Below are 21,306 nucleotides of genomic sequence, written 5' to 3' on the forward strand. Positions count from 1 at the left end.
GGCATCATGCGTCCATGAAGACCGGGTAGAGCGAGGCCAAGAGCAGGATGGCCATCGCCACGTTGAAGACACGGATCGCCCGCGGCGAGGTCAGGATCGGACGCAGCGCGGTGCCGAACAGCGCCCAGACGATGCAGGACACCGTCCCCAGGATCAGGCTGAAGCCGACCTGGATCGCGATGTTCCAGGGGAAGGCGGCAATTGCCGCATAGGCCGTGATGGTGCCGATCACCATCACCCAGCCCTTGGCGTTGATCCATTGGAACATGGCCGCGCCCCAGAACGTCATCGGGCCGCGGCCGGGCCCATCGTCCTTGTCCGCCGAGGGCGGCTCGTCCATGGCGATGACGGCCGCGAGATAGACCAGATAGGCGACACCGCCATATTTCAGGATGGTCTGCAGCACCGGATAGGCGATGAACACGGCGCCGAGCCCGACGCCGACCGCGCCGACCATGAAGGCGAAACCGACCGTGATGCCGGCGATGTGCGGCACCGTGCGGCGGAAGCCGTAGGTCAGCCCCGACGACAGCAGCATGATGTTGTTGGGCCCCGGGGTGAAGAACATCACGACCGCAAACACGACAGAGGCGAACAGCAGCGAGTTCGACATGGTGGCCTCACGCGACTTTCGGCAGAGCTTTGGGACGCTTCGACAGCAGCATCACGGCAATGCCGCCGATGACCGTGACCATGCCGGCGAGCCGCAGCGGCCCGAACCTCTCCCCGAACACGATGCTGGAGGCGGCGGAGCCGACGAACGGCACCAGCAACGCGAACGGCACCACCTGCGCGGCGGGGTGATCCCGGAGCAGCCGGCCCCACAGCCAGTAGGCGATGCTGGTCGAAATGCCGCCGAGGCAGAGCACGCAGACGAACCCGGTCAGCGACATGTGGCTCAGCGCCTGCCAGGTCGCCTGCGGTCCGTTGCTGATCAGGGTCAGCACCGCCAGCGGCACCGCGGCGCACAGGCACAGCCAGGCGAACAGGTCGAACATCGGCGCGGCGCGCGCCTGCCGCAGCAGCAGATTGCCGATCGCAAAGCTGACCGGACAGATCATCAGAATGGCGAAGGCGTTGACGCTGAAATCATAGCCGACCGTGCCGCAGATCATCAGCAGGCCGAGCGCGGCGATCGCGACGCCGATCGCCTGCGGCCGCGTCGGCATCTCGCCGAAGGCGATCGCGGCGAACGCAATGGTGAACAGCGCCTGGCTCTGCACCACCACGCTGGAAAGGCCGACCGGGACGCCATGCGCGATCGCGAAAGCCTGCGCGAGGAACTGGCCGAGGAACAGCGTGGAGCTGATCGCGATCAAGAGCGGCCAGGGTACATCCGGCTTGCGCAGGAACAGGCAGGGCAGCGCGGCGATGGCGAAGCGCAGCGTCGTCATGAGTTCCGGCGAGAACTCATCGAGCGCGATCCGGCTTGCGACGAACGCAAGCCCCCAGATCACCGCGACCATGACGGCGATGCCAACATCAGCCGGCTTCATTGTTCTTCTTCTTTTGCTTCCGTTTCGGTCGGGATCTAGATCTGTTCGTCCGGCTTCGGTTTGCGCAGCAGATAGGTGCCGTGCAGCGGCGCGTGATAGTCGGCCGCGACCAGGGTGAAACCGGTCTCGGTCAGCATGCGCTCCATCACCCAGCCGAAGGTCGAGTATTCGTCGCGCATATGGGTCATCACGCTTTCGCGCTCGAAATCGTGGTTCTTGATCGAGAAATCCGCCCAGCCCTCGACATCGCGATCGACACCGTCGGGCATGCTGACGAACACCATGTCGCGCAGATAGAAATTCGCGCCGGGCTTCAGCGCGTTGAAGATCCGCGACAACGCCACCGCCTTCCAGAAGTCAGGCAGATGATGCAGTGTGAACTCACTGACGATGAGATCGTATGAATTCGGCTGATAGGCAAACGACAACAGCCCGGCCGGCTGGGTCCGGATCTTCGCCTTGCGGTCGCGCGCATAGATTTCGGCAAGCCCGATCATCGCCGGCGAGATGTCGATGGCGTCGACCTCGGCGCCCATCAGCGCCGCCTCGGTCGCGAGCACGCCGTTGCCGCAGCCGATATCGGCGATCCGCCAGCCCGGCTTGACGCCGAGCCTGGTCAGCGCCTGGCGGGCACGGACATCGCTGTCCTCGCTGACGTCATAGATCGAGGCAACCGCGGTATCGAGACCGACCTGCCGCCGTTGCGTGTAGTACCAGTCGCGCGCCAACATGACTCACATCCCTTCCGGCCCACGCGTGATCGCGGCCACCCCGGTTCGTGACACCTCGACCAGGCCCAACGGGCGCATCAGGTCGATGAACTGACTGATCTTGGACGAGTTGCCCGTGATCTCGAATACGAAGCTCTCGGTCGTGGCGTCGATCACCCGGGCGCGGAACGCATCCGCCAGCCGCAGCGCCTCGACGCGGTGATCGCCGCCGCCCCGCACCTTGACCATCGCAAGCTCGCGCTCGATCGAGCTGCCGGTCAGCGTCATGTCGACGACGCGGTAGACCGGGATCATGCGGTCGAGCTGATGCTTGATCTGCTGGATCACCATCGGCGTGCCCGTGGTGACGATCGTGATCCGCGAGAGATGTTTCTGGTTCTCGGTCTCCGAGACGGTGAGGCTTTCGATGTTGTAGCCGCGGCCGGAGAACAGCCCGATCACGCGCGCGAGCACGCCGGGCTCGTTCTGCACGATCACGGACAGCGTGTGGGTCTCGTTGGGATCGTGACGCTCTTCGAGGAAGTAGGCGGATGCGGGCTGGTTCATGGTCGTCCCCTTACATTCTTTTCACGCCACCGCCCGCTGGGCGGCCGGCGCAGCATCCGTCCCGATCCAGGTCCGGAACAGATCGAAATCGATATTGCCGCCGCTCAGGATCAAGCCGACCCGCTTGCCGGCGAGCTTGCTCTTCTCCTGCAGCGCGGCTGCGAGCGCCGCGGCGCCTGCGCCCTCGGCAAGATTGTGGGTATCGGTCCAGTAGGCGCGGATCGCCTGGGCGACCTCGTCGTCGGTGACCTGCACGATGCGCGATGCGCCCTTCCGGATCAGCGCGAACGCATCCGCGTCCGGAATCCGCGTCGCCATGCCGTCAGCCAGCGTGTTGCTGGTCGCGGTGGTCACGATCCTTCCGGCCGCAAACGACAGCGCGTAGGACGGCGCCTCGGTCGACTGCACGCCCACGATCTCGGTCTTCAGCCCGAGCAGGTCGCGCGCCATGATGCAGCCGGAGATGCCGGAGCCCTGCCCGATCGGCACATAGAGGATGTCGAGATCGGGCGCCGACCGGAACATTTCGAGCGCGTACGTCGCGACGCCCAGCACCAGGTCCGGATGGAACGACGGCACCATATGCAGGCCTGCGAACTGGGCGCGGCGCTCGGCCTCTTCCCGCGCGGCCTGGAAGTCCTCGCCGTGCTCGACGAGCTCGGCGCCGAACGCGTGCATGGCGCGGTTCTTCTCGACCGAGTTGCCGCGCGGCACATAGATCACCGCGCGCACGCCATGGCGGCTCGCGGCAAAGGCCAGGCTCTGGCCGTGATTGCCGCGCGTCGCCGAGATGATGCCGGGCACGTCCGGCCGCTCGCGCTTCAGCCGCTCGAGATAGACCAAGCCGCCGCGCACCTTGAAGGCGCCGGTCGGCGTGTGGTTCTCATGCTTGACCACGACCTCGGTGCCGAGCCGCTCGGCCAGCAGCGGCCAGGCGTACGCCGGCGTCGCCGGCACCGCGGTGCCGACGATCCCGTGCGCACGCTCGAGCTCGTTGAGGTCAAACATGATCCGCCCTCACCTCACACCAGCGCCTTGCCGCCGGAGAAGGCCTTCGCGGTGGCCTCATCGGTGGCCTCTTCCGGCAGCAGCATCTCGTTATGCGCCTTGCCCGACGGGATCATCGGGAAGCAGTTCTCGAGCGCGGCGACGCGGCAGTCGAACAGCACCGGGCGCTTGATCGCGATCATCTCCTTGATCGCGCCGTCGAGATCGGAGGGCTTGGTCGCCTGCAGGCCGACGCAGCCATAGGCGTCCGCGAGCTTGACGAAGTCCGGCAGCGCTTCCGAGTACGAATGCGACAGGCGGTTGCCGTGCAGCAGCTGCTGCCACTGCCGCACCATGCCCATGTACTGGTTGTTCAGGATGAAGATCTTGATCGGCAGCTCGAACTGAACCGCCGTCGACATCTCCTGGATCGTCATCTGCACCGAGGCGTCGCCGGCGATGTCGATCACCAGGCTGTCCGGATGCGCGACCTGCACACCGACCGCGGCCGGCAGACCATAGCCCATGGTGCCGAGCCCGCCCGACGTCATCCAGCGGTGCGGCTCCTCGAAGCCGAAGAACTGCGCGGCCCACATCTGGTGCTGACCGACCTCGGTCGTGATGTAGGTGTCCTTGCCGCGGGTCAGTTCGAACAGGCGCTGGATCGCGTATTGCGGCAGGATGATATCGTTGTTCTTGCGGTAGGACAGCGAGTTGCGCGCGCGCCATTGCGCGATCTGCTGCCACCACGCCTTGATGTCGGGCTTCTTCGCCTCCGCCTTGAACACCTGCAGGAGATCGCCGAGCACGTTGCCGCAGTCGCCGATGATCGGCACGTCGACGCGGATGTTCTTGTTGATCGAGGACGGGTCGATGTCGATGTGGATCTTCTTCGAGCCCGGCGAGAACGCGTCGGTGCGGCCGGTGATGCGGTCGTCGAAGCGCGCGCCGACGCACAGCATGACGTCGCAATCATGCATCGTCATGTTGGCCTCGTAGGTGCCGTGCATGCCCAGCATGCCGAGCCAGTTCGGACCTGACGCCGGATAGGCGCCCAATCCCATCAGGGTCGAGGTGATCGGGAAGCCGGTCGCCTCCACCAGTTGGCGCAGCAGTTGCGAGGCCTCGGGGCCTGAATTGATCACGCCGCCGCCGGAATAGATCACGGGACGCTTGGCATTGGCGAGCATCGCCACCGCCTTGCGGATCTGGGTCGCATCGCCCTTCACGCGCGGCGTATAGGAGATGTGCACGTCCGACTTGCGCGGCGGATGATAGGTGCCGGTGGCAAATTGCACGTCCTTCGGCACGTCGACCACGACCGGGCCGGGCCGGCCGGTGGTGGCGACATAGAAGGCCTCGTGCAGCACCCTGGCGAGGTCGTTGACGTCGCGCACCAGCCAGTTGTGCTTGGTGGCGGGCCGCGTGATGCCGACGGTGTCGCATTCCTGGAAGGCGTCGTTGCCAATCAGATGGGTCGGCACCTGGCCGGTGATGCAGACCAGCGGGATCGAATCCATCAGCGCGTCGGTCAGCGGCGTCACCATGTTGGTGGCCCCCGGACCCGAAGTCACCAGCACCACGCCGGGCTTGCCGGTCGAGCGGGCATAGCCTTCCGCGGCATGGCCGGCGCCCTGCTCGTGGCGGACCAGGATGTGCTCGACCTCGCTCTGCTGGAAAATCTCGTCATAGATCGGAAGCACCGCGCCGCCGGGATAGCCGAAGACATGCTGCACGCCGTGATCGATGAGCGCGCGCACGATCATCGCGGCGCCGGTCATCTGATTGGGATCGTGGCTCTTGTCGGTCATGGTTCGCTCCGGATGCGCTTGTTTTTGCGCGGCTTTTGTCGGTTCTCGTCAGTTCTGCTTCGGGCAATAAAAAGGGGCCCCAGAGGCCCCATGCACACCGCCCGAATTTGGATGGCCGCTAGCCATCCCCGGCGGTGTGCCTGGGTACGACGGCGATAAGGAGTTTGGTAATAATGTTGCGCACGAGACGACCCAGTCTTCCCAAAGGTTGCGCGAACATAGCGGCCAGACCCTGAATGTCAAGGCAAGCCAGCCATTTTCGCGATTTTTGAACTGTAACGGGGTTCCGGCCGTTCGGCGAGTGTTTTTGCGCGGCGCAACGCGCATGGCTGACGGGCGTGCGGCGGCGAGGGCCATCCGGGCTACGGAATCCGGCTCTCCAGCCATCCCCTCGCCGCCTCCGGCGCCACCCATTCGAATTCCGGAAGCTGGTGGCGAAACCAGGTGAACTGGCGCTTGGCGTAGTGGCGGGTGTCGGCCCGGCCGATCTCGGCGGCCTCCTGCCGGCTGATCTCCTCCTTGAGGTGCCGGATCAGCGCCGGCACGCCATGGGCCTTCATCGCCGGCAGCAACGGATCGAGCCCGCGCGCCGCCAATGCCGCGACCTCATCGAGCGCACCCGTATCGAGCATCGCGCCGAACCGGGCGTCGATCCGCGCATAAAGCTGCTCGCGTTCCGGCGCGAGAAACAGCGCGTGGAATTCGCCCTGCGGCAGCAGCGGCGGCAGGCCGTCGCGATGCCAGTCCGGCAGCGGGCGGCCGGTGGCCTCGACGACCTCGAGCGCCCGCGCGATGCGGCTGCGATCGCGCGGCTTCAGCCGTTCGGCCGACATCGGGTCGCGCCCTGCAAGCTCGGCATGCAGCGCCTCGACGCCATGTTGCTCCAGCCTCGCGCGCACGCCCTCGCGCACCGCGGGCGGGATCGGCGGCACCGCCGACAGGCCGCGCGTCAGCGCCTTGAAATAGAGGCCCGAGCCGCCGACGAAGATCGGCAGCCGCCCCTGCTCACAGGCCTCACCGAGCATCTTGGCCGCATCCGCCACCCAGGCGCCGGCGGAGAAATTCACGCCGGCGTCGACATGGCCGTAGAGCCGGTGCGGAACCAGCGCCTCCTCGCTCACAGTCGGCCGCGCGGTGATGATCCGGAGATCGCGATAGACCTGCATGGAATCGGTGTTGATCACGATCCCGCCGGTCCGCTGCGCGAGCGCGAGCGCCAGGGCCGACTTGCCGCTGGCGGTCGGCCCTGCGATAAGCACTGCCTTGTCCAACAATCCCGAATGCGCCTGCATGTCCCTCGTTGCCACGCTGATCTGCAATCCTGCAAGCCCCGCGCTCGATTCCACCATCGTCGACGGTGCGCGGGCCGTGCTGCCCTCACCCGGCCCGGCGCAGTGGCTGTTCAACGAGGTCGCCGTCGACATTCCCTTCGAGCGCGAGAACGCCAGCCGGGACGACATCAAGGCGATCGAGCTGCAACTGCGCCAGGCCCGCGGCGACCTGCCGATCGACATTGTCGTGCAGCCCCGGATCGGCCGGCGCAAGAAGCTTTTTCTGGCCGACATGGATTCGACCATGATCGGCCAGGAGTGCATCGACGAACTCGCCGACTTCGCCGGGCTGAAATCCCACGTCGCCGCCATTACCGAGCGCGCGATGCGCGGCGAAATCGAGTTTGAATCGGCGCTGCGCGAACGGGTGGCGCTGCTCAAGGGCCTGCCGGTCAGCGTGGTCGACGAGGTGCTCGACAAGCGCATCACGTTGACGCCGGGCGGCCGTGATCTGGTCATGACCATGCGCGCGCAGGGCGCCTACACCTGCCTCATCTCCGGCGGCTTCACTTTGTTCACCAACGTGGTCGCGGCCAAGGTCGGCTTCCAGGAGAACCGCGCCAACCAGCTGCAGATCGAGAACGGCAAGCTGACCGGCGAAGTGATCGAGCCTATCCTCGGCCGCGCCACCAAGCTCGCCACCCTGGTCGAACTCACCGAATCCTTCGATCTCGACGACATCGACACGCTGGTGGTGGGTGACGGCGCCAACGACCTCGGCATGATCCAGGCCGCCGGCCTCGGCGTTGCCTATCACGCCAAGCCTGCGGTCGCAGCCGCAGCCGCAGTGCGGATCGACCACGGCGATCTCACCGCGCTGCTGTACGCGCAGGGTTATCGGCGGGACGAGTTCGTCGAGGGATAGGTAGAGTCGTCCCGGCGAAGGCCGGGACCCATACTCCGCGGCGGGTGCCGTGAACGGGACTCATCATTCCACCATCGCGCAACAATCACCGCCTGTGGTTATGCGTCCCGGCCTTCGCCGGGACGACGATCAGGATGGTTCGCAATTCAAGACGTCAAGCAACACGGCGTCATCCCCCGCTTTCGCGGGGGATGACAGTTGTGGGTGAGGCGTCAGGCCGACGTTACTGCACGCCGAGCGCCACGAAGCGCAGTTCGCCGTCGCCGTTGGAGACCAGCAGCAGCACGGACTTCTTGCCGTCCTTTTTCAGCTGGTCGACGCGCTTCTTGATGTCGGCGGCACTGGAGACCGCCTCCTGCGCCACCTCGACGATGACGTCGCCGGCCGACAGCCGCTTCTCGGCGGCATCGGAGGCATTGTCGACGCCGGTGACGACGACACCCTTCACGCTGTCCTTGATCTTGTACTTGGTGCGCAGGTCCTTGCTCAGCGCCGCGAGGTCGAGGCCGAGCGCCTTCTGGGTCACCGGCTTCTCGGCCGTGTCGTCCTTCGGCTTGGCGTTGGCCTGCTGAACCTTGTCGTTGTCCTCGAGCCGGCCGAGCGTGACCTTGCGGGTCTCCTCATTGCCCTTGCGGATGATGACGACGTCGACTTCCTTGCCGACCGCGGTATCGGCCACGATCCGCGACAGATCCTTGGGGTCCTTGACGTCCTTGCCGTCGAACTTGACGACGACGTCGCCGGGCTCGATGCCCGCCGGCTTGGCCGGGCCCTTGTCATCGACGCCGGCAACCAGCGCGCCGCGCGCCGGCTTGATGTTGAGGCTGTCGGCGATCTCGTCGGTGACCTGCTGGATCCGCACACCGAGCCAGCCGCGGCGCAGTTCGCCGAACTTCTGCAGCTGGTCGACGACGCCGGCCACCGTCTTCGACGGCACCGCGAAACCGAGACCGATCGAGCCGCCGGTGGGCGAGATGATCAGCGTGTTGACGCCGATCACCTCGCCGTCGAGGTTGAACAACGGACCGCCGGAATTGCCGCGATTGATGGCGGCGTCGGTCTGGATATAGCTGTCATACGGACCCTGGCTGATGTCGCGGTTCTTGGCCGAGACGATGCCCGCGGTCACGGTGCCGCCGAGGCTGAACGGGTTGCCGATCGCGACCACCCAGTCGCCGAGGCGGATCTTGTCGCTGTCGCCGAACTTGACCGCGGTGAGCGGCTTCGGCGGTTTGAACTTCAACACCGCGAGATCGGTCTTCTTGTCGACGCCGACCAGCTCGGCCTTGATCTTGGTGCCGTCGTTGAGGATGACGTTGATCTCGTCGGCATCGGCGATGACGTGGTTGTTGGTGACGACGATGCCGGCGGTGTCGACGATGAAGCCCGAGCCGAGCGAATTGGTCTTGCGCGGCTGGAACTCGCCGCTCTTGTCGCCGCCCTTGCCGGGCGGCCCGCGGCGGTTCTTGAAGAAGTCGTCGAAGAATTCCTCGAACGGCGAGCCCGGCGGCAGCTGCGGCATCGCGCCGCCCTTGTTGGCCTCGATCGTCTGCGAGGTCGAGATGTTGACGACGGCGTCGATCACCTTCTCGGCAATGTCGGCGATGCCGTCGGGACCGCGTGCGAAGGCCGGCGCGGAGCTCAGCATGCTCGCAGCACCGATCGAGATCGCGGCTCCCATCATGCGGAGGCGACGGCTCAGGGCTGGTCTGGCAGCGATCATGTCGGAGTTTCTCCAGGCAAACGGGTTCAAATTTGCTGGTCGCAGTGTGCGCCCGTGGTCGCAGAGTGCGCCCGAACAGGCATTTGGCGCAAGCATCTCAGCCGGGCATTTCGGAGAAAAACCGGCTGCGTGAGGCTCACGATTATGTTCATTCCGGCGCGACCTACGCGCTTGGAACAGGCAATGCTCAGCGCCGCACCGCCCAGATCAGGACGAGTCCCGCGACCGCCGAACCGATGCCGACGACGCGCAGGATGTTGTCCGGCGTCGCCAGCGCGCTCTTCATCGCCCGGCGCATCCAGGCGGGGCTTGCCGCGAACAGGATGCCTTCGAGCACGAACAGGATTCCCAGACCGATGAGGAAGTCGCCGAACGCTATTGACCTCATCGGATCGCAACCTCCCGCTCGATGATTGTTGTTATTTAAGTGACGGCGGCACGTTGTCCGCGCCGCCGTTCTGTCGTGAATTTACTGTTTCGGCGCAGCCGCCGCCTCGGCCGGCTTGCCGTTCGCGCTGCCGAAGTACTTGAAGAATTCCGAGTCCGGCCGCAACAGGAACCGCGTGTCGCTGGACTTGAGGCCGTTCTCATAGGCCGTCATCGAGCGATAGAACGCGAAGAAGTCCTTGTCCTTGCCATAGGCCTCGGCGAACAGGCGGTTGCGCTCGGCATCGCCCGCACCGCGGGTCTGATCCGCGGCGGAGTTCGCCTCGGCGACGATCACGGTCGCTTCGCGGTCGGCCTTGGAGCGGATTTCCTGCGCCTTCTGGTCGCCCTGGGCCCGGAACTCCGCCGCCTCGCGCTGACGCTCGGTCTTCATCCGGTCGTAGACCGCTTGGCTGTTCTGCTCCGGCAGATCGGCGCGGCGAATCCGGACGTCGACGACCTCGATGCCGTAGCCGTCGGCTTCCTTGTCGAGCTGCTCGCGAATCCGCGACATCAGCTTCTCGCGCTCGTCACGCACCACCGCGATGAAGTTGACCTCGCCGAGCACGCGGCGCAGCGCCGCGTTGAGCAGCGTGGTCAGCTGCAGATTGGCGGCCTGGATCGAGCCGACGCTGGTGTAGTAGCGCAGCGCATTCTTGATGCGATAGCGCGCGAAGGCATCGACCACGAGCCGCTTCTGGTCGGAGGCGATCACTTCCTGCGACGGGTTTTCCAGGTCGAGGATGCGCTTGTCGACGTTGATCACCGAATTCCACGGCGCCTTGAAGTGCAGGCCGGGCTCGGTGACGACGTCGACCGGCTCGCCAAACCGCAGGACGATGGTCTGCTCGGTCTGCTGCACGGTGAACACCGAGCTGTAGCCGACGGCGAGAACGATGAAGAGAACGATCAGGGACAGGATGCCGGTGACAGGGGACCTCATCGGGTGGCTCCCTGCTGCTGGCCGGTCGTGGCCGGCGCTACCGTCGGCTGACGCCGCGGCGTCAGCTCACCCAACGGAAGGTAGGGTACGATGTTCTGGCCCTGGCCGCCGTCATAAACCAGCTTCTCGGAGCCACCGAGCACGCGTTCCATGGTCTCCAGATAGATGCGCTCGCGCGTCACGTCGGGTGCCTTCTTGTACTCTTCATAGACTTTGAGGAAGCGCGCGCTCTGGCCCTTGGCCTCGGCGACCGCCTGCTCCTTGTAGCCCTCGGCGGCCTGCTGGATCTGCGCGGCACGGCCGCGTGCTTCCGGCACGATCCGGTTGGCATAGGTCTGCGCCTCGTTCTGCTTGCGCTCGAGGTCGGCGCGCGCCGCCTGCACGTCGCGGAACGCGTCGATCACCTGCGCCGGCGGATCGACCTTCTGCATCTGCACCTGCGTGATCTGGATGCCGGCGTTGTAGGAATCCAGCGTCTTCTGCATCAGCTCCTGCACGTTCTGCTCGGTGACGTTGCGCGCCCCGGTCAGGATCGGCTGGATCTGCGAGCGGCCGATCACCTCGCGCATCGCGCTTTCGGCAACCGCCTTCACGGTGCCTTCGGGATTTTGGATGTTGAACAGATAGGCGCCGGCCCCGCCCGGCTTGATCCGCCACAATACGGTGAAGTCGACATCGACGATGTTTTCGTCGCCGGTCAGCATCAGGCTCTCTTCCGGCACGTCGCGCATGGTGCGGCCGCGCCGTGCGGGATCGTCGATCAGGGTCATGCCGATCGAGATCGTGTTGACGCGCAGCGCCTTCGGCAGCAGCACCGTCTCGATCGGATATGGCAGGTGATAGCGCAGGCCCGGTTGCGCATCGCGATCATACTTGCCGAAGCGCATGACGACGCCGAGCTCTTCGGACTGGACGCGGAAGATGCCGGTGGCAAACCAGATCGCCAGCGCGGCGACCAGCACCAGCGCGATTCCCATGCCGCTGAAATGCCCGCCGGGCAGCCATTGCTGCAGCCGGTCCTGGCCGCGCCGCAGCAGATCCTCAAGATCCGGCGGCCTTGGCCCGGCCGACTGTGGACCGGTGCCCCACGGTCCCTTCGGACCCGAGCCCCATGGCCCCCCGCCTTGATTTTTCCACGGCATCAAACATCTCCTCGGCAAGTCCGGACGGGACGCCCGGGCTCGAATGTCCGGCCCGGTTATAGGGGACCGCCAGGGCCCTTACAACGCAAGCTTCCTGAGCCGACGAGCTATGCGCCGGGCCACAATTGTCAATGCAAACATTGGTTAACCGCGGCCGCGCCGACGATATGTCACATAGGAGAAGTCGGCATTGTCGTCCGGACCTGCCGGATTCCGCACGCGCGCGACCTCATCCCACTCCCTCGCATCGATTGTGTCGAACCGTGTATCGCCGTCCGGCCGGGCATGGACCTCGGTAATCTCAAGGCGATCGGCGATGCCCATCCACTGCGCATAGATCTCGGCGCCGCCGATGATTGCAATTTCAGTGGCGAAACGCCGCAGCGCATCACCAAGCGCAATTGCGCGGGCGTTTTCCAACGACGTCGTGACGATGGCGCCGCGCGCGCGGTAGTTCGGATCGCGCGTCACCACGATGTTGGTGCGTCCCGGCAGCGGCCGGCGCAGCGACTCGAACGTCTTGCGCCCCATCACGATGGGCTTGTTCAGCGTCATCGCCTTGAGGCGCTGCTGATCGGATTTCAGCCGCCACGGAATTGCGTTGCCGCTCCCGATCACGCCGTTCTCGGCGACCGCAGCGAGGAGCACGATCTCCATCAGCGCGCTCCTTCGGCGAGCGCCGACAGCGCAGGACCGGAGACGCGACAGATCGTCCATTCGTCCACCATCTCGGCTCCGAGTGATTTGTAGAATGCGATCGACGGCGCGTTCCAGTCGAGCACCGCCCATTGCAGGCGCGCCCACCCATTGGCGAGGCAGTGCTTCGCCAGGTGCACCAGCAGCGCCTTGCCGATCCCCTTGCCGCGCAGCGCCGGACGCACGAAGAGATCTTCGAGGTAGATGCCGTGGCGGCCGGCGAAGGTCGAGAAATTGACGAACCAGACCGCGAAGCCGGCGGGCTCGCCGTTCCATTCCGCGATGTCGCAGAACAGCCGCGGGCTTTCGCCGAACAGCGCCTCGGCGATATCGGCCTCGCTGGCGTGGACCTCGTGCAGGAGCTTCTCGTACGCGGCAAGCTCGCGGACCAGCGAGTACACCAGTCCGGCCTCATCGGGCCGCGCGCGGCGGATCACGAGCGACATCAGACCGCGACTTCGGCCTTGATGTGCGGATGCGGGTCGTAGCCTTCGAGTTTGAAATCCTCAAAGCGGAACGCGAAGATGTCTTTCACATCGGGATTGATCGCCATCGTCGGCAGCGGCCGCGTCGGCCGCGTCAGTTGCAGGCGCGCCTGCTCGAGGTGGTTCGAATAGAGATGCGCATCGCCGAGCGAGTGCACGAAATCGCCGGGCTTCAGCCCGGTCACCTGCGCGACCATCATGGTCAGCAGCGCATAGGAGGCGATGTTGAAGGGCACGCCGAGGAACACGTCGCCGGAGCGCTGATAGAGCTGGCAGGACAATTTTCCGTTGGCGACATAGAACTGGAACAGGCAGTGGCACGGCGGCAGCGCCATCTTGTCCACCTCGGCCGGATTCCAGGCGCTGACGATCAGCCGCCGCGAGTCCGGATTGCGCTTGATCATCTCGATCACGTTGCTGATCTGGTCGATGCTGCGGCCATCGGGCGCGGGCCAGGAGCGCCACTGCGAGCCATAGACCGGGCCGAGATCGCCATTGGCGTCGGCCCATTCATCCCAGATCGTGACGCCGTTGTCGTTGAGATATTTGATGTTGGTGTCGCCGGCGAGGAACCAGAGCAGCTCGTGCACGATCGCCTTCAGCGGCAGCCGTTTGGTCGTCAGCATCGGGAATCCGGCCGAGAGATTGAAGCGCATCTGATGGCCGAAGATCGACAGCGTACCGGTGCCGGTGCGGTCATGCTTCTCGGCGCCGTCGGCGAGGATACGTTCGAGCAGATCGTGATACTGGTTCATGACGTCTGTTTCGGGCTTTCGAGAGAGCGGCGAATGTAGCGGCCACCGCCGCCGGCCGACACGCCGATTCGGCTGATTAGACCGATTATACCCCGAAAAGTGAGCACCCTTGCGCCAAACGACAAGGGACGGAACCCGCGTTCCGCCCTGCCCTATCCATTTGACCGCGCTGGATTAACTTGCCGGCTTGAGCACCGGGGTCCATTTCGCGATCTCGTTCTTCACGAGCGTCGCCAGCGCCTCCGGGCTGCGGTTGGCGGGTACCGGGATCACGCTGCCGAGTTCGAGCAGGCGCTTGCGGACGTTCTCGTCGTCCAGCGCCTTGATCGCCGCCGCGTTCAGCGTGGCGATGATGGCGGGCGAAGTTCCCTTCGGCGCAAAGATCGCGTTCCAGGCCTGAGCCTGGAACGCCGGCAGGCCGGCCTCGGTCGTGGTCGGGACGTCGGGCAGCGATGGATTGCGCTCGGGGGTCGCGACCGCATAGGCCTTGATGGTGCCGGCGTTGATCTGCGGCACCGCGTTGACGATCTGGTCGCACATGTAATCGACCTGGCCGGCGACCAGCGCGTTCATCGCGGGTCCGGTGCCGTTGAAGGGCACGCCGACCGGCTTGACGTCGAGGATCGAGTTGAGCAACTCGCAGGAGGCGTGCGAGACCGAGCCGATGCCGGCATGCGCGGCGTTGACCTTCTCGGCATTGGCCTTCACGTAGGCGATGAACTCCTTCAGATCCTTCGGCGGGAAATCCTTGCGGGCGAGGATCAGGATCGGCGTGCCCGCAAGCAGCGCCACGGGCTCGAAATCCTTCTCCGGATGATAGGCAAGCTTCGGATAGAGCGGCACGGACGCGGCATGGGTGCCCATGTGTCCGGTGACCAGCGTGTAGCCGTCATTGGCGGCGCGCGCCGCGCGCGTGGTCGCCGTGGTGCCGCCGGCGCCAACCACGTTTTCGATGACGATGCTCTGGCCGAGCGTCTGCGCCATATGCGCGGTGACGATGCGTGAGATGACGTCGGTCGGACCGCCGGCTGCGAACGGCACGATCATGGTGATGGTGCGCGTCGGATAGTTCTGCGCCGACGCCGGCACGGCGAATGCGCCGAGCGCCACACATGCCGAAAGGCATGCGCCCGCAAGCGAGCGAATGGACATCATCTCAATTCCTCCCGGGAACGTTTTGACCAATAAAAATGCCGGCCAAATCGGCCGGCATTTTCATTTCATGAGACGACATCGCGAGTCGATTCGACTTCCGCCTGCGGCGCGCCGACGCAGGGCTTAGAGAGTGATCAGCCCTCCGACTCCACGAACACCTCGTCGCGCTTCGCCCGCAAGGTGGGCAGCACGGCAAGCACCAGCAGAGCTGCCGCAATCGCCAGCAGCACCGCCGAAAGCGGCCGCGACAGGAACACGCTCCAGTCACCGCGCGAGATTAAGAGCGCACGGCGCAGGTTCTCCTCCATCAGCGGACCGAGCACCATGCCGAGCAGCAGCGGCGCCGGCTCGAAATCGTGCTTGATCAGCCAGTAGCCGACCAGGCCGAACGCGCCTGCGAGGACGACATCGACCGGCGCGTTGTTCACCGAGTAGATGCCGATCGCGCAGAACACCACGATCGAGGGGAACATCAGCCGGTACGGCACGCGCAGCAGACGGACCCAGATGCCAACCAGCGGCAGGTTGATGATGATCAGCATCAGATTGCCGATCCACATCGAGGCGATCATGCCCCAGACCAGGTCGGGCTGCTTCTGCATCACCTGCGGACCCGGCACGATGCCATGAATGGTCATCGCGCCGACCATCAGCGCCATCACCGCATTCGGCGGGATGCCGAGCGTGAGCAGCGGGATGAACGAGGTCTGCGCCGCAGCGTTGTTGGCGCTTTCCGGCGATGCCACGCCCTCGATCGCGCCGCGGCCGAACCGCGACGGATCCTTCGCCAGCTTCTTTTCCAGCGTATAGGCCGCGAACGACGCGATCACCGCGCCGCCGCCCGGCAGGATGCCGAGGATCGAGCCGAGCACGGTGCCGCGCAGGATCGCCGGCGTGGAGTCCACGAGGTCCTTCCTGGTCGGCATCAGGCCGGTGATCTTCTGCTGCACCAGATTGCGGTCCATCTCCGCGCCATGGTCGAGGTTGCGGATGATCTCAGCGAAGCCGAACACGCCCATCGCCACGGTGGCAAAGCCGAGGCCGTCGGCAAGCTCGGGAATGTTGAAGGCCATGCGCGAGGCACCGGTCTCGATGTCGGAGCCGACCATCGACAGCAACAGGCCGAACACGATCATCGCGATCGCCTTCAGCACCGAGCCCTTGGCGAGCACCACCGCGAAGATCAGGCCGAGCACCATCAGCGAGAAATATTCGGCCGGTCCGAATGCCAGCGCGAGCTTGGTCAGCGGCGCGCCGAGCACGGCGATCAGCACGGTGGCGACGCAGCCGGCGAAGAACGAGCCGATCGCGGCGATCGCGAGCGCCGGACCGGCGCGGCCCTGCTTGGCCATCTGGTGGCCGTCGAGCGCGGTGACCACGGAGGTCGCCTCGCCGGGAATATTGACCAGGATCGAGGTGGTCGACCCGCCATATTGCGCACCGTAATAGATGCCGGCGAGCATGATCAGCGCGCCGACCGGCGGCAGGCCGAAGGTGATCGGCAGCAGCATCGCGACGGTGGCGATGGTGCCGATGCCCGGCAAGACGCCGACCAGCGTGCCGACCAGCGCACCGATCAGGCACATCAGAAGGTTGATCGGAGAGAATGCGACAGCGAAACCGTGGGCGAGGTTGGCAAACAGTTCCATCACGCCCTCACTGGATCAGGAAACGCGGGAACATCGGCATCGGAAGTCCCAGCACATAAGGAAACAACAGCGCGCAGCCGAGCGTCAGGCAGCCACCGACGATGATGGCTTCGAGCCACCTCGTCTCATGCGAGCCGAGCGCCGCGATCAGGAAGGCGGCAAAGGCGGAGACGACGAGCCCGAGCGGACGGATCGCGACGGCGAAGAACACGATTGCCGCCGACACGAACAACGGCCCGCGCCAAGAATAGGCCGCGATCTGCGGGCCGTCTTTCAGAATTCCGACCAGCGCCACGGCGCCGCCGAGCAACAGCAGCAGCACGGCGAACATCCGCGGCGCGGTTCCGGCACCGAACGAAAATCCGTGCATGCCCTGCAAGTCGCTCGAAGCCCACAAGGCAAACAGCGCAACGGCCACCATGGCGAGCCCGCCGACAAAGTCCTGCGGGCCGCGCACCCATTTCGGCAAGATCGATTTGACCGGCGCCTCGCTCGGCGTATCGCTCATGACTTCGCTTCCCCCCGTCAGGCTGTCCGCCCGTTTTGATTGAATGGCTTGGCTTGTGGTGCGTTGACCGAAAGCCTTGCTAGCGATTTTCGTCAGACAACGCCAGCAAAACCCAAGAGACCTCCGGCGAGCAACATCCACAAAGGATTGATCCGCGTCGCAAAAGCAAGCGTGGCTGCGACAATGGTGATCAGGACCGCGATCCAACTTTGGTCTGATGTCTGCGCCACGATCAGGCCGGATGCAGCCATCAGGCCGATCGACAGCGGAACCAATGCCGCCTGGATGATCGCCGGCCAGCGCGCGTCGCGCGAGCGATCGAGGAAACGGCTGACATAATAGGCAAGCAGCGCGGTCGGTCCGCACATCGCAACCGTCGCAGCCAACGCCCCGGCAACGCCTGCGACAGAATAACCTATCAGCGTCACGATCAGCACGTTCGGTCCCGGCGAGAGCTGCGAGATCGCGAACACGTCGGCGAACTGCTTGTCGGTCAACCAGTGATGTACGTCGACCGCGGCGCGGTGCATTTCGGGGATCGCCGAATTGGCCCCGCCGACCGCGAACAGCGACATCAAACCGAAGGTCCATACCAGCGCCGCGACCGGGTTGGACTCCCTATTCATGACTTCACCATGCGCCGGGTCACGATCGTGATCGCGAGGCTGAGCGGGATCGCCACCAGCAGCACGATCTGCAGCGGCCAGCGGATCAGACCGATCGCGACGAAGACCGCGGCCAGGATGACGAGGCCTGTGACATCACGCCGCTGCAACAGCGGCAGCATCATCTTGAGGACGACGGCGAACAGCAGCCCGACCGCGGCACAGGCCACGCCGGCAAGCGTCCGGCGCAGTATGTCGACATCGCCGTAGCGGGCGTAGAGCGCGGCAAGGATGGTCGCGATCACCATCGGCGGCCCGACCAGCCCGGCGAAGGCCGCGAAGGCGCCGGCGACGCCGCGAAAGCGCGAACCGAACACGACCGACAGGTTGACGATGTTCGGACCTGGCAGGAAATGGCACAGCGCGAAGGTCTCGTTGAACTCCTCCGCCGTCATCCAACGGTGCTGTTCGACGATCGCCCGCCGGGCCCAGACCAGGACCCCGCCAAAGCCGGCCAGCGACATCTTGGCAAACGCCAGGAACAGCTCGAGAAGCCCGGGCTGGTGGGGTGGAGACGGCGCGGAGACATCCGGCGCCGGGGCGGCAACCGGCGGGGATTCCGGGGGCATGGCCAAAATCTAGAACGGCTCCGGGACGCCGGCCAACCCAAATTGGTGTGTTTTCACAGCGGAAAGGGTCTGAATCGGCTCTGTTTTTCTACGGCTTTGCCGCTATATTGGGGGTGCCGGTTCGCCGGCTATGGAAATAAATGGCCGTCGCAATAAACCATTCGGACCCGGGGGCGGTACCCGGCGCCTCCACCAAAACCCATCTAAGCCCCCTTCGGTGGCTTTTGGCGGGGGCGAAATAGGATCGACGAGGGCGTAAAGGGCGTGTTTTTTCTCGGTATGGTTCCGCCGTTATCGGGCTAATGCAATAGTTGCCAACGACAACTTTGCTCCGGTTGCTCAGGCTGCGTAACGCAGTTTGAAAGACCATCTTAAAGTCCTAACGGGTTAAGCTCCGTTAGGCGGGGTTCGGAGGCACCTGGCAACAGAAGCCTCCACTTTATTCCTCGATCGGGCGTCCGCCCGCATTTCAGCCATCGGCCCTGCTGATTTCCGGCTCCCGGCGGGGTAGCATGGGGGCAAAGCGGGCGAGTCGGATCATCCGGCGAGCCTCACCGGCTATTTTCGAAGCGACAGGATCACCATGGCGACCGATCACATCCGATATGACGTGCTGGCGCGCGATGCGCTGCGCGGGGTGCTGCGCCGGGTCCTGTCGGATGCGGCCGAACACGGCCTGCCGGGTGAGCATCATTTCTACATCACCTTCCTCTCGCACGGCGACGGCGTGAAGCTGTCACCGCGGCTGCTCGCGCAGTATCCGGAGGAGATGACCATCATCCTGCAGCACCAGTTCTGGGATCTGGTGGTGACCGAGGACCGCTTCGAGGTCGGCCTGTCGTTCGGCGGGATTCCCGAGCGGCTCAACGTGCCGTTTGCCGCGGTGACGCGTTTCCTCGATCCGTCCGCGCCGTTCGACCTGCGGTTCGACGTCTCGGACGCGCTGTCCGAGGAAGCGCCTGCCGCACCGGCAGTGGCCGCCCCCCCCTCCCGCGCCGGCTGCCCGGGCCGTGGTCGAGCCCGAGACGGCCGAGACCGAGCAGGAGCCCGCGAAGCCCAGCGAAGGCGCCGAGGTGGTGCGGCTGGACCGTTTCCGCAAGAAATAATCTAAACGCGGATCTCTCTTCACCTTGTAGGATGCATGTGAGGATCGGGATGACAGATCGTCATCCCGTACTATCTTCCGCATGAACGTGTCTCCGCGTGGACGCCTTCGCGTCGTCACGCTGGAAGACCGGCGCCATGCCGGACCACGTGCTGATGACGCAACGGAGAGCATCCATGGCTCAATCGACCACACCATCCAACGCCGCCACCCGGAGCGAGACCGACAGCTTCGGTCCGATCGACGTCGCCGCCGACCGCTACTGGGGCGCGCAGACCGAGCGCTCGCGGCAGAATTTCAAGATCGGCCACGATCGGATGCCGATCGCGATCATCCATGCGCTCGCCATCGTCAAGCTCGCGGCAGCCGAAACCAATCGCGAGCTCGGCCAGCTCGACGCACGCCGCGCCGACGCCATCGTCAGTGCTGCCAGGGAAGTGATCGACGGCAAGCTCGACGATCATTTTCCGCTGGTCGTCTATCAGACCGGCTCCGGCACGCAGACCAACATGAACGTGAACGAGGTGATCGCCAACCGCGCCAACCAGATGCTCGGCGGCGAGCTCGGCGCCAAGCAGCCGATTCATCCGAATGATCACGTCAACATGAGCCAGTCGTCGAACGACTCGTTTCCGACCGCGATGCATATCGCGGCAGCGGACCGCATCATCGCCGACCTGATCCCGGCCCTCGCCGAATTGCATCAGGCGTTGCACGCGAAGCAGGAGGCGTTTGCCAAGATCGTGAAGATCGGACGGACGCATACCCAGGACGCGACACCGCTGACGCTCGGCCAGGAGTTCTCCGGCTACGCCGCGCAGGTTGAGAGCGGCATCGCGCGGCTGCGCGTCGCGGTGAAGGAGCTGTTCCCGCTGGCGCAGGGCGGCACTGCCGTCGGCACCGGCCTCAACTCGAAGCCGGAATTCGCCAATCTCTTCGCCAGGCATGTCGCCGAGATCACCAGGCTGCCGTTCACCAGCGCCGCGAACAAGTTCGAGGCGCTGGCTTCGAACGACGCGTATGTGCTGGTGCATGGCGCGATCAACTCGGTGGCGACCGGCCTGTTCAAGATCGCCAACGACATCCGCTTCCTCGGCTCGGGCCCGCGCTCGGGTCTCGGCGAACTGATCCTGCCGGAGAACGAGCCGGGCTCGTCGATCATGCCGGGCAAGGTCAACCCGACCCAGTGCGAAGCCATGACCATGGTCTGCTGCCAGGTGTTCGGCAATCAGACCACGATCACCGTCGCCGGCAGCCAGGGTCATTTCGAGCTCAACGTCTACAAGCCCGTCATGGCATATTGTATGATAAATTCCATTCAGCTGCTGTCTGACGTTGTCCGCTCATTTACCGAGCATTGCGTTGTCGGCATACGCGCCGACGAAAAGCGCATCAACGAGTTGATGCAGCGCTCGCTGATGCTGGTGACCGCGCTCGCGCCGAAGATCGGTTACGACAACGCAGCCAAGGTCGCGAAGTCGGCGCACACCCGCGGAACGACGCTGAAGGAAGAGGCTTTGCGGCTTGGATTTGTGTCTGCCGATGAATTTGATCGCCTCGTGCAGCCGGACAAAATGACACACCCAGGCTGAGCCACGGGCGCGCAATGTCCGGATAATTACGGTCAGCGCGCGTGATATAATTATGGATCATAACGCCTAAAGACTAAGGCTGTTTGCCTATCAGCTCTGCGCTGGCGCATGGTACAGACGTCTAGT

Annotated in this window: 21 protein-coding genes, 1 other RNA gene and 1 pseudogene; 4 read left to right on the plus strand and 19 right to left on the minus strand. The window is 65.0% G+C overall.

Features of this window, described 5'->3' with window-relative positions:
* Window positions 1-4: 4 nt before the first annotated feature.
* From JQ507_24180 to miaA, 7 genes are all read right to left on the minus strand, one after another.
* The gene (locus JQ507_24180; GenBank protein ID QRI68029.1) at window positions 5-613 is read right to left on the minus strand and encodes a LysE family translocator; all 609 of its coding nucleotides are present in this window, start codon (window positions 611-613) and stop codon (window positions 5-7) included.
* 7 nt (window positions 614-620) lie between these two features.
* Window positions 621-1,496, minus strand: a complete 876-nt coding sequence (locus tag JQ507_24185) for an EamA family transporter (GenBank protein ID QRI68030.1) — start codon at window positions 1,494-1,496, stop codon at window positions 621-623.
* A gap of 35 nt (window positions 1,497-1,531) precedes the next feature.
* Entirely contained in the window at window positions 1,532-2,227 is a 696-nt protein-coding gene (locus tag JQ507_24190; protein QRI68031.1) for a methyltransferase domain-containing protein, read from the minus strand.
* A 3-nt stretch (window positions 2,228-2,230) separates the two neighbouring features.
* A complete protein-coding gene (gene ilvN, locus JQ507_24195) occupies window positions 2,231-2,773 on the minus strand; it encodes an acetolactate synthase small subunit (GenBank protein QRI68032.1) in 543 nt (180 codons plus the stop codon).
* A gap of 21 nt (window positions 2,774-2,794) precedes the next feature.
* The gene (locus JQ507_24200; GenBank protein ID QRI68033.1) at window positions 2,795-3,781 is read right to left on the minus strand and encodes a threonine dehydratase; all 987 of its coding nucleotides are present in this window, start codon (window positions 3,779-3,781) and stop codon (window positions 2,795-2,797) included.
* A gap of 14 nt (window positions 3,782-3,795) precedes the next feature.
* A complete protein-coding gene (locus JQ507_24205; GenBank protein QRI68034.1) occupies window positions 3,796-5,571 on the minus strand; it encodes an acetolactate synthase 3 large subunit in 1,776 nt (591 codons plus the stop codon).
* 362 nt (window positions 5,572-5,933) lie between these two features.
* Window positions 5,934-6,863, minus strand: coding sequence for a tRNA (adenosine(37)-N6)-dimethylallyltransferase MiaA (gene miaA / locus JQ507_24210; GenBank protein QRI73489.1), 930 nt, complete (start codon window positions 6,861-6,863; stop codon window positions 5,934-5,936).
* On the opposite strand from miaA, the gene serB reads away from it, so the two are divergent.
* A complete protein-coding gene (gene serB, locus JQ507_24215; protein QRI68035.1) occupies window positions 6,862-7,767 on the plus strand; it encodes a phosphoserine phosphatase SerB in 906 nt (301 codons plus the stop codon). The two genes, miaA and serB, sit on opposite strands and share 2 nt — an antisense overlap.
* A gap of 223 nt (window positions 7,768-7,990) precedes the next feature.
* On the opposite strand, the gene JQ507_24220 is transcribed toward serB, so the two are convergent.
* From JQ507_24220 to JQ507_24275, 12 genes are all read right to left on the minus strand, one after another.
* The gene (locus tag JQ507_24220; protein QRI68036.1) at window positions 7,991-9,490 is read right to left on the minus strand and encodes a Do family serine endopeptidase; all 1,500 of its coding nucleotides are present in this window, start codon (window positions 9,488-9,490) and stop codon (window positions 7,991-7,993) included.
* Between the two features lie 187 nt (window positions 9,491-9,677).
* A complete protein-coding gene (locus JQ507_24225) occupies window positions 9,678-9,878 on the minus strand; it encodes a DUF2065 domain-containing protein (GenBank protein ID QRI68037.1) in 201 nt (66 codons plus the stop codon).
* Window positions 9,879-9,959: 81 nt separating this feature from the next.
* Window positions 9,960-10,859, minus strand: a complete 900-nt coding sequence (locus JQ507_24230; protein ID QRI68038.1) for a protease modulator HflC — start codon at window positions 10,857-10,859, stop codon at window positions 9,960-9,962.
* Complete coding sequence (gene hflK / locus JQ507_24235; protein ID QRI68039.1) at window positions 10,856-12,001, minus strand: FtsH protease activity modulator HflK; 1,146 nt, start codon at window positions 11,999-12,001, stop codon at window positions 10,856-10,858. Before hflK ends, JQ507_24230 begins: the two co-directional genes overlap by 4 nt.
* Before the next feature lie 144 nt (window positions 12,002-12,145).
* Window positions 12,146-12,658 (minus strand): dihydrofolate reductase, encoded by a 513-nt coding sequence (locus JQ507_24240; protein ID QRI73490.1) that lies wholly within the window; start codon window positions 12,656-12,658, stop codon window positions 12,146-12,148.
* A complete protein-coding gene (locus JQ507_24245; protein QRI68040.1) occupies window positions 12,658-13,143 on the minus strand; it encodes a GNAT family N-acetyltransferase in 486 nt (161 codons plus the stop codon). The genes JQ507_24240 and JQ507_24245 overlap by 1 nt, the downstream gene beginning before the upstream one ends.
* Window positions 13,143-13,937 (minus strand): thymidylate synthase, encoded by a 795-nt coding sequence (locus JQ507_24250; GenBank protein ID QRI68041.1) that lies wholly within the window; start codon window positions 13,935-13,937, stop codon window positions 13,143-13,145. The genes JQ507_24245 and JQ507_24250 overlap by 1 nt, the downstream gene beginning before the upstream one ends.
* A 174-nt stretch (window positions 13,938-14,111) precedes the next feature.
* On the minus strand, window positions 14,112-15,092 hold the full coding sequence (locus JQ507_24255) for a tripartite tricarboxylate transporter substrate binding protein BugD (GenBank protein ID QRI68042.1): 981 nt from the start codon (window positions 15,090-15,092) through the stop codon (window positions 14,112-14,114).
* Window positions 15,093-15,226: 134 nt separating this feature from the next.
* Window positions 15,227-16,744: a tripartite tricarboxylate transporter permease gene (locus JQ507_24260; protein ID QRI68043.1), complete on the minus strand. Its 1,518-nt coding sequence runs from the start codon at window positions 16,742-16,744 to the stop codon at window positions 15,227-15,229.
* A gap of 4 nt (window positions 16,745-16,748) precedes the next feature.
* Window positions 16,749-17,249: a tripartite tricarboxylate transporter TctB family protein gene (locus JQ507_24265; GenBank protein QRI68044.1), complete on the minus strand. Its 501-nt coding sequence runs from the start codon at window positions 17,247-17,249 to the stop codon at window positions 16,749-16,751.
* Between the two features lie 92 nt (window positions 17,250-17,341).
* The gene (locus JQ507_24270) at window positions 17,342-17,875 is read right to left on the minus strand and encodes a chromate transporter (protein ID QRI68045.1); all 534 of its coding nucleotides are present in this window, start codon (window positions 17,873-17,875) and stop codon (window positions 17,342-17,344) included.
* Entirely contained in the window at window positions 17,872-18,483 is a 612-nt protein-coding gene (locus tag JQ507_24275; GenBank protein QRI68046.1) for a chromate transporter, read from the minus strand. The genes JQ507_24270 and JQ507_24275 overlap by 4 nt, the downstream gene beginning before the upstream one ends.
* 76 nt (window positions 18,484-18,559) lie before the next feature.
* On the opposite strand from JQ507_24275, the gene ssrA reads away from it, so the two are divergent.
* The 3 genes and pseudogenes from ssrA to fumC all read left to right on the plus strand — a co-directional run bounded on the left by ssrA (window position 18,560) and on the right by fumC (window position 21,180).
* Window positions 18,560-18,922, plus strand: a transfer-messenger RNA (tmRNA) gene (ssrA, locus tag JQ507_24280).
* A 144-nt stretch (window positions 18,923-19,066) separates the two neighbouring features.
* A pseudogene (locus JQ507_24285) lies at window positions 19,067-19,589 on the plus strand (hypothetical protein).
* A 154-nt stretch (window positions 19,590-19,743) separates the two neighbouring features.
* Window positions 19,744-21,180 (plus strand): class II fumarate hydratase, encoded by a 1,437-nt coding sequence (fumC, locus tag JQ507_24290; GenBank protein QRI73491.1) that lies wholly within the window; start codon window positions 19,744-19,746, stop codon window positions 21,178-21,180.
* The last annotated feature ends 126 nt before the right edge of the window (window positions 21,181-21,306 follow it).

The sequence above is a fragment of the Bradyrhizobium sp. PSBB068 genome, from assembly GCA_016839165.1.
Lineage (GTDB): Bacteria > Pseudomonadota > Alphaproteobacteria > Rhizobiales > Xanthobacteraceae > Bradyrhizobium.